Annotated in this window: 9 protein-coding genes and 1 pseudogene; 4 read left to right on the forward strand and 6 right to left on the reverse strand. The window is 60.3% G+C overall.

Going from position 1 to position 7,857, the window contains the following annotated elements; genetic code table 11:
• Nucleotides 1–376: 376 nt before the first annotated feature.
• Nucleotides 377–580, forward strand: coding sequence for a hypothetical protein (locus GM909_RS25455; RefSeq protein WP_157020332.1), 204 nt, complete (start codon nucleotides 377–379; stop codon nucleotides 578–580).
• The gene (locus GM909_RS25460; RefSeq protein ID WP_157020333.1) at nucleotides 577–2,016 is read left to right on the forward strand and encodes a metal-dependent hydrolase family protein; all 1,440 of its coding nucleotides are present in this window, start codon (nucleotides 577–579) and stop codon (nucleotides 2,014–2,016) included. The genes GM909_RS25455 and GM909_RS25460 overlap by 4 nt, the downstream gene beginning before the upstream one ends.
• Before the next feature lie 42 nt (nucleotides 2,017–2,058).
• Here GM909_RS25460 and GM909_RS25465 read toward each other — a convergent pair whose 3' ends face one another.
• The 4 genes and pseudogenes from GM909_RS25465 to GM909_RS25480 all read right to left on the reverse strand — a co-directional run bounded on the left by GM909_RS25465 (nucleotide 2,059) and on the right by GM909_RS25480 (nucleotide 6,253).
• Nucleotides 2,059–3,618, reverse strand: coding sequence for an MFS transporter (locus tag GM909_RS25465; protein WP_157020334.1), 1,560 nt, complete (start codon nucleotides 3,616–3,618; stop codon nucleotides 2,059–2,061).
• Between the two features lie 97 nt (nucleotides 3,619–3,715).
• Nucleotides 3,716–4,717 (reverse strand): glutaminase A, encoded by a 1,002-nt coding sequence (glsA, locus tag GM909_RS25470; protein WP_157020335.1) that lies wholly within the window; start codon nucleotides 4,715–4,717, stop codon nucleotides 3,716–3,718.
• Nucleotides 4,718–4,907: 190 nt separating this feature from the next.
• A pseudogene (locus GM909_RS25475) lies at nucleotides 4,908–5,691 on the reverse strand (aminoglycoside adenylyltransferase domain-containing protein).
• Between the two features lie 241 nt (nucleotides 5,692–5,932).
• Nucleotides 5,933–6,253: a GNAT family N-acetyltransferase gene (locus GM909_RS25480; RefSeq protein ID WP_328600485.1), complete on the reverse strand. Its 321-nt coding sequence runs from the start codon at nucleotides 6,251–6,253 to the stop codon at nucleotides 5,933–5,935.
• Here GM909_RS25480 and GM909_RS26450 point away from each other — a divergent pair.
• Together GM909_RS26450 and GM909_RS26205 are read left to right on the forward strand one after the other, a co-directional pair.
• A complete protein-coding gene (locus GM909_RS26450; RefSeq protein ID WP_328600486.1) occupies nucleotides 6,191–6,406 on the forward strand; it encodes a hypothetical protein in 216 nt (71 codons plus the stop codon). The genes GM909_RS25480 and GM909_RS26450 overlap by 63 nt on opposite strands.
• 369 nt (nucleotides 6,407–6,775) lie before the next feature.
• Nucleotides 6,776–7,075, forward strand: a complete 300-nt coding sequence (locus tag GM909_RS26205) for a tRNA-specific adenosine deaminase (RefSeq protein WP_235912086.1) — start codon at nucleotides 6,776–6,778, stop codon at nucleotides 7,073–7,075.
• Between the two features lie 81 nt (nucleotides 7,076–7,156).
• On the opposite strand, the gene GM909_RS26370 is transcribed toward GM909_RS26205, so the two are convergent.
• Nucleotides 7,157–7,288, reverse strand: a complete 132-nt coding sequence (locus GM909_RS26370) for a hypothetical protein (RefSeq protein ID WP_268890802.1) — start codon at nucleotides 7,286–7,288, stop codon at nucleotides 7,157–7,159.
• A 389-nt stretch (nucleotides 7,289–7,677) separates the two neighbouring features.
• The coding region (locus tag GM909_RS25955) for a hypothetical protein (RefSeq protein ID WP_210252591.1) at nucleotides 7,678–7,857 on the reverse strand (180 nt) is incomplete at its 5' end.

Consider the following 7,857-nt stretch of genomic DNA (forward strand, 5'->3'; position numbering starts at 1 on the left):
GTCCGCGCATCGCAAATCACTCCATCGCTCCCAGCCGAGTGAATCACAATTCCCGTGCCATTGTTGGAGTTTTTCAGCAACCTGTTAGCTGGAAATTGTTCGACGGGTCCCTACGCGGCTTGCGCGTATCGATGCACGTGCTCTGATGATCCGGAGAAACGTCTGTTCTGCAGGAATTGATCGAATTCTGGCAACGCTAAGAATCGACCCAAGATGGACATTACCGCTCTGCAGCGGGAATGACACGAAAGAGCAAGTACTGGGAGGCGATGAACGAAGACCGCCGTGAGTACGGGATGGCGCTCGACCTGCAAATCGAAGCATACTACTGTTGCGCGAGCGGATGGGGGCGCTTCACGTCGCGAGGAGGCTTGTCATGCCTGCCGAGAAGCACAGACCCAATCTGTTGATCAGCAAGCTCAGCGGGTTGATATTTGTCATCCTGGGATTCCTGATTGCAGCGTCGGGCTACAGGGCCGCGTCAACGGGATACCTGGCCACGGGGATCGCTCTCCTTGTCATCGGGATAGCAATCATTGCGATCAAGATTGTTCGACGGAATCCCGAGGGGCAACCATGATCAGGCTGGGTAAGAAGTACCAACACCTCGTCCATGGTCCTGGCTGTCCCTGTTCGAGTCCGCTGCTGCAGCAAGCCTCGCGCCGTTTGGACTCCTATTCGCGAAGAAGCTTCCTTGCCGCGGCAGGAGCGGCGGCCATTGCAGGGGCGATGCCCGGGACGGCCCTCGCCCAATCATCGGGGCCTTCCAAGGTTCTCTTCAGGCAGGTTCGCCTTTTCGATGGCCTGTCCCACTCGCTGCAGGCCGATGTCCAGATCCTGGTCGAGGGAAACAGGATCGCCGCGATCGATACGACCAACAGCGCTCCGCCCTCCGATGCGAGTGTCATGGACTGTGGCAATCGTGTTCTCATGCCGGGCCTGATCGATGCGCATTGGCACGCGATCTATGCCGCGGTGCCCTTGAACCTGCTCCTGGCCGGCGATCCCGGCATCATCTTTGCCGCATCCACGGCCGAGGCCGAGCGCACATTGATGCGCGGCTTCACCACCGTGCGCGATCTGGGCGGTCCCGTCTTCTCGTTCAAGCAGGCGATCGACAGCAGCATGATTGCCGGTCCGCGCATCTTCCCTTCTGGTGCCATGATCACGACCACGGGAGGACATGGCGATCTTCGCATGCCGTCGGAAATTCCGCGCAACGCCGGTCAGCTCAGCGTCAGCGAACTGATGGGAGGCGCAGCCATTGTCGACGATGTCGGAGACCTGAAGCAGCGCGTGCGTGAGCAGCTTCTGCAGGGAGCTTCCCAGATCAAGCTCGTCGGCGGTGGCGGCGTATCGTCTCCACGCAGCCCTCTCGACATGACCACCTTCAGCGAAGAGTCGCTGCGTGCGGCGGTCAATGTGGCCAAGGATTGGAATACCTATGTCGCCGTCCATGCCTATGCTCCGAACACGGTTCAGCGGTCGATCGCGGCGGGCGTGACCTGCATCGAGCATGCGCATCTGATGGACGAGGAAACGGCGCAGATGATCGCCGACAAGGATGTCTGGCTCAGCATGCAGCCCTTCCTGACAATGGAGGATGCCGCATCCCAATCCGGACCGGGCGTGGAACGCCTCCAGGCGCTGTTTGCCGGCACGCCGAGGGTCTATGAGTTCGTGCGCAAATACGGGATCAAGGCGGCATGGGGCTCGGATGTCCTGTTCTCTCCCGAATTGACCCCGCGCCAGAACATCATGTTGACCCACCTCGCCAACTGGTACACGAACACAGAGACCCTGCGCATGGCGACATCGGTCAATGCGGAACTTCTTGCGATGTCCAATCTTCGCAATCCGTACGCGGGCAAGCTGGGGGTTATACAGGAAGGTGCCTTGGCGGACCTGCTGGTTCTGAACGGCAACCCCCTCGAAGATATCCGTCTGATCGAGGACCCTGGAACGAATCTGGCCGTCATCATGAAGGACGGCCATTTTCACAAGAACACGCTGTGAGACAGCGCCCGACCTCGGCGCGGCTGGTCGGGCAAGAGGAATTCAGCCCTCCGGTATCTCGCCCGGTCGATAATCGGGCAGCCTGCCGGCCGGCAATATCGTCAGGAAGGCGAGGCCGGCCATGATGAGGAAGCCGATCTTGAGCGCCAACAGCCTCGACTCCGTATTGATGCGGAGCGCCTCGGCTTTCTGTTCCGGTGTGGCCGTCGTGGCTGCCAGGACCGATTCGAGCCGCTCGTTGCTGACGAATGTGATGCTGTCGAGATTGACCTGGGATTGAATCTCGATTGGCAAGTTCGGATTTTGCGCAAGCTGGCGCATGACGCCGGCACTCAGCAGACCGACAAGAAGCGCACCGGCAACGGCCGTGCCGACAGCCGCGGCCAGGTTGTTCGTCGTTCCGCGGAGCGACCCGACATCTCCGGCGAGTTCCTTCGGCGACGCCGTGACCAGCACATTGAACACCAACGTGACCAGCGATCCCTGGCCTATGCCGAAAAGGACCAGCCCGAAGAGCACGGGGATCGTGCTCCAGTCGTTGCGCACGACGAAGGCAAGCCAGACGAGCGCTACGGTACAGAGCGCAAAGCCGAGACGACCGATCTGTCGGGGGCTGAGCCTGCCATAAAGACGGACAATCAGCATGGCCGCGAAGAACACCGTCAGATTGAACGGCAGCATTGCAACAGCGGTTGCCAGGGGCGAACGTCCCTGCACGATCTGGATATAGAGCGGCACGGAGAAATTGAGCGCAGCCTCGAGCGCCACGACAGAAAACATGGCATAGACGGCTGCGCGTTCCTGCGGCGATTCCAGCACTGTGAGCGGCAGCAAGGGTGTCAGGCCGGCAGCCTCGCGGCGGCGCGTCCACATCAAGAATGCCTGCCCGAGCACGATACCCACCACGATCATTATCGGGGCCGGTGACAGGCCGATCAGGCTGAACGGGGCGGTCGGCCGCGCCAAGGCAAGTCCCCATCCATTCAGGTTGTTGAAGCCGAAGCTGATGAGGATGATCGCCACAGCCGCAAGCAGCACCCCGACGAAGTCGATCTGCACATCCGGGCGGCCGCGGTCGGGCTTGAGCCGGAAGCTCAAAAGCAGGACGAGAGCCGAAACGACAACCAGAATGCCAAAGACCGGCCGCCAGCCGATAAAAGTGCCGAGCACGCCGCCGATCAGGAAAGCCAGCACGCCGGCACCCGCTCTGGCCGATCCCAGAGCGCCCAGGGCCGTCGCCTGCTGGGTGCCATGGTAATTCTCGGCGATCAGCGCGACGAGGGCGGGAACGATAACGGCCGCGGCAGCACCGCACAGCGCCTGCGCAGTGATCATCGCCGTTGCGTTCGGGCTCGAGGTCATGAGAACCTGCGCCAGGCCGAAGACGACGACAGCCAGGCGAAACACCTGCAGCGCACCGAAGCGCTGAACGAGCTTGGCTCCCAGCATGACGAAGCCCGCGACGATCATAGAGTAGGCAACAATGCCGGTCGCCACGACCGTCGGGCCAACGCCAAAGCTTTCAACCATTCCGCTCAGCGCCACCGGCAATGACGCCACATTGAACGACATGATTGCCTGGCCGAACGCGATTGCGACCATGGGAATCCATGATTCCCGCTCTTCAGAACGATCTTGCTGAGCGTATGTTGGTGCGGCCATGCGCTGTATCCCCTCCCGGAGCCTGGCGATAATGAAGTTAACTGCCCGGTGACGACAGGAGCAGGTCGAGCCCCAGGCGTTGCGACAGGAATTGCGTCGCCAATTGTCCCTTCACACTGTTTCCGGCTGCATCGAGCGGAGGCGCAAAGGTGCCCAGCCCTCCCTTGCCGGGCGAGACGGTGACAATTCCTCCCCCGATACCGCTTTTGCCGGGGAGTCCGATCTCGTAGAGCCAATCGCCGGACGTTTCATACAGACCGGCCGTGAGCATTACGGCCAGGGTGTAGTGGCACACGTCGGGCTTGACCACCTGCTCGCGCGTCAGTGGATTGAAACCGCCATCGGCCAGTGTCGCGCCCATAACGGCGAGATCCCTTGCACTCACATTCAATGAGCACTGTCGGGTATAGAGTTCGGTCGCCTGTAGGGGATCACAATAGATGCGCCCCATGCTTTGAAGCATCCAGGCAATGCTCCGATTGCGAAAGTTCGTCTCCGACGCCGAGGCGTAGACCTCTTCGTTGACCGACAGCTGCCGACCGGCAAAACGAGACAACCCATCAAGGATGAAGCGCCATTTCGCTTCTTCGCTTTCTCCGGGCACCAGGCTCGTCGTGGCGATGGCCCCTGCATTGACCATCGGGTTGGAGCGTCCGTCCGGGTTGCGTTCGACACCGGCAAGAGAGTTGAATGCGTAGCCCGTCGCGTTGACGCCGAGCCGCTCGCGCGCACTCGTCGCGCCGATCAGGTCGCAGATCAAGGCGAACATGAACGGCTTGGATACGCTCATGATGGTGAATTCGTGTTCGGCGTCTCCGACGGAAAATTCGCGCCCATCCGCTCCCACGACGCATATGCCGAACAGGTCGCCCGGCACGCCGGCAAGGGCCGGATATACCTGGGACGTTTGTCCCAGCGTGACGGATCCGAAGCGTTCATGAGCTTCCGTCACCAGCCGCGCGACGCGGTCGGTCGGCGGGAGGTCTCCTGTCGAAACGTGGGAGGATTCAGGATCAAGAAAAGGGTCCAGCAGATCCATGCACCCTCCATGGGCAGCCAAGGTCGATACTGTTGTCCCCGTCCAGAAGATACAACTCTAGATCAACGGATGGATGCCAGCAATGCTGGCGATGAATTTTGTCGATTGAACTGCAGATGGCACTATGCCTGCTTCTTGGCGCATGACAGTCGCCGCGCCACATCGGAGATCGACTCCCCACCCAAGGCGGTTATAGAAACTCTGACACCACCCGTTGGTGCAAATGTGCTGCCGCACCCCTTGCAGCAGCCTGCCGGCTTTCCCAGCCGTCGTCGATCTTGCCCAAATATGCGTTACGTGCGTGGATCAGCGTATCAGCTTCCAGTTCCGGCATTCGAGACGCTGCCCATGTGGCCGCAGCATCCTTGGCGATGAACTCGCCCGTGACCACTGTCCGCCACATCCGGGCGAGGGTCAGCAAAACGTTCCGCTCATCCCCACGCAGGCCGTCGAGAAGTGTGGGGAGCGCATCGCGCATTGCGCGATGGACATGTTCCAACGGGATTTTCAGGCAGAAGCTCTTTCGTGTCGGGACCAAACAGGAGAACAGCCTCCTGTCGAGCCTGAGCGAGCACCAGCGTGTTTTCCGGATCGGACACCGGCATGGGAAGCTGTCCGGCTTCAAAGGCGTCCCGCAACCATTCGCCATAGATAAATTCGGCCCGTGCCGGGAACTTCGGGGCGGCGAGCTCAGCTTCCAGAAACACCACCACCTCGATGCAGCGCGGGCCGCCGGGCGGGGCCGGATGGCGAGCAGAGACTTGCAGCAACGCTGACAGAAGGTGTCTGCGTTGCTCCTCTGACATGGGGCGGTCGATGACAGCAGGCAGGTCAATATCACTCTGTGGTCGCAGACCACTCGAGACAGCCGATCCATGCAGATATACGGTAAGGAGCGCGTCCTGAAGGCTGCTGCGCATGGCTTCTGTTGCCGCCTGCATCTGCTCAAGCTGAACTACTCTCCCTGCCTCCATTACTCAGCTCGACCTATTAGACGAATGAACTACCACATGATTGTCGACAAAGTCCGCATGGCGATCGTAGCAGACGATCGTCTTCCCCCAACCGTGCCCTTCGTGAAGGCGAAGTTTCGAGCCGATTGAGCCATTCGATCGACGTTCGACGAACGTCGCCGAAGTAAGAATCTGAGAGGTTGAGCCCAATGCCCTATCCGCACGTGTGCAGCCTGCCCAGAGATGGGCGGCGCATCACGCGTTAAGATCCAACGCTTCGCATCGGCTTCTCATAGCGCCACACTTCAAGCTGAAAGGTGCCATCGGGTGTTTCCAGTTCGTTGATCATGGGGCCGACACGGTGCCAGCCGCTCTTCTCGTAGAACCGTGCGGCCCGTTCGTTGCCGATCGCGCAGGCGAGCCACGCCTTTGTCACGCCGTTGGCGGCCAACCGTTTTTCGGCATCGACCAGAAGCGCGGCTGCCACCCCGGCTCCCCTCGCTTCCCTGGAGACAAACAGTTGATAAAGCTCGTCCTGCTTGATCATGCAAAAGCCGACCGGCTGGCCGAAAGCACCTGCCACGCGAACATTCGGCAGATCGTCGTGCAGTCGTTGTCGGAAACTTTCGAGTGTGCGATGTCGAGCCAAGTCTGCCGGGAGGATGCTGGCATGAGCATCCTGCCAGCTGTCATACCAAAGCCGGGCAAGCCGGTCGATCTCCGCGCTTTTCGCTGATCGTAGACTGATGGAATGCATGAGAACCTCGCTGCTGAACGAGATGAGACCTGGGTTGATGTTTGACCGGAGCCCTTATCTACAGCCGGTGGCGTCGGCCGGCTTGCCTGTCTCCTGTACCCCGACGAGGTAGCGCCAGGGCTGAGAGCCGCGCGGCCCACAAAGCGCGGCGTCTCTCGGGCGGCAGGCCGGAACACCTCGACGGGCCAATGATGGGCTGACTGACCGGCGGAGTCTTGCCTCTTTTCCGGCTGCCATTCTTGAGCGGGGCTGTGATCGCTTTGATGGGTTGGAAGAGTCGATGATCATCAGACGCCTGTTGAAATTGAATGACTGCCAGGCAATGTATCATCGTTGGGAGAAATTCTGATGATAAATGACAACGACATGAAACATCTTCGCCGCTGCGTTGAGCTGGCGAGGACTGCCATCGAGGCAGGCGACGAACCGTTCGGGTCAGTCCTGGTCTCCGGCAACGGGAAGGTGCTGTTCGAGGATCATAACCATGTGGCGGGCGGCGATCACACCCAGCATCCGGAGTTTGCAATCGCGCGCTGGGCCGCCAACAATATGTCGCCTGATGAGCGCACCGCGGCCCCGTGTACACGTCGGAAGAGCACTGTGCGATGTGCGCCGCTGCTCATGGCTGGGTCGGTCTCGGTCGCATAGTTTACGCCAGTTCGTCGCAGCAATTGGGTGCCTGGCTGGGAGAGCTCGGCGTCAGCCCCGCTCGTGTCCGGGCGCTGCCAATCAATCAGGTTGTCGATGGCGTCGCAGTTGAAGGGCCGGTCCGTTCTCTTTCGGATGAAATTCGGCAGCTTCATCAAAGCTTTCATGCTCGGCATAGACATTGACGTCGATCGGAGCAATTCCTCGGCTCATTCCAGTACTCGCAGCAGCTCCATCTTCGAGGAAACGCCAAGCGTATGGTGGATCGTGCCGAGATAGGTTCGCACCGTGGATGGCGCGACAAGAGATGCCGCTAATGCAGGAACATATTTTCTGCACCCCAACGAACGCCAATTCTTGCGCCACAAACGCTCGCAACCTCGCCAACGCATCGGGGATCTTCTTTGGCAGGTACGCGATAGCGCCATTATCCGGAGAGTGTCGGAGAGCATAAGCTCTGTATTGCCCTCGTTGCAGGAGGGCAAATCGGGGCCGGTCCCATCCACCCCCGCGATATGGCCGGTCCCGCAGATCTCTCCGACGGCGAAGTTCAGGACATTCGGTGCACTCCAAACAAGGCCCGCTGGCGGAGCGTTTGCGATTTAGGGACCCAAATGGCTGTCAGTCAGTCCCTGTGTTATGGCGCAAGGATTCAGGATCTGAGGCAGGCACAGGGCGGCCGCGACCACCTGTCTGCGCATTCCGACGAAACCGGCCAGTGATTCCGAACAATCGCCGGCCACCCTTTCCAATTTCATTCCGGCCGGAATTCCAATTTGAAA

This window comes from Mesorhizobium xinjiangense, assembly GCF_009749525.1.
Classification (GTDB): Bacteria; Pseudomonadota; Alphaproteobacteria; order Rhizobiales; family Rhizobiaceae; genus Mangrovimarina; species Mangrovimarina xinjiangensis.

Excerpts from the sequence above, each read along its gene's own strand:
- GM909_RS26370 (WP_268890802.1), bottom strand. The coding sequence starts at position 7,288 with ATGAGCCGAGGAATTGCTCCGATCGACGTCAATGTCTATGCCGAGCAT.
- GM909_RS25460 (WP_157020333.1), top strand. The coding sequence starts at position 577 with ATGATCAGGCTGGGTAAGAAGTACCAACACCTCGTCCATGGTCCTGGC.
- GM909_RS25455 (WP_157020332.1), top strand. The coding sequence starts at position 377 with ATGCCTGCCGAGAAGCACAGACCCAATCTGTTGATCAGCAAGCTCAGC.
- GM909_RS26205 (WP_235912086.1), top strand. The coding sequence starts at position 6,776 with ATGATAAATGACAACGACATGAAACATCTTCGCCGCTGCGTTGAGCTG.
- GM909_RS25465 (WP_157020334.1), bottom strand. The coding sequence starts at position 3,618 with ATGGTCGCAATCGCGTTCGGCCAGGCAATCATGTCGTTCAATGTGGCG.
- glsA (WP_157020335.1), bottom strand. The coding sequence starts at position 4,717 with ATGGATCTGCTGGACCCTTTTCTTGATCCTGAATCCTCCCACGTTTCG.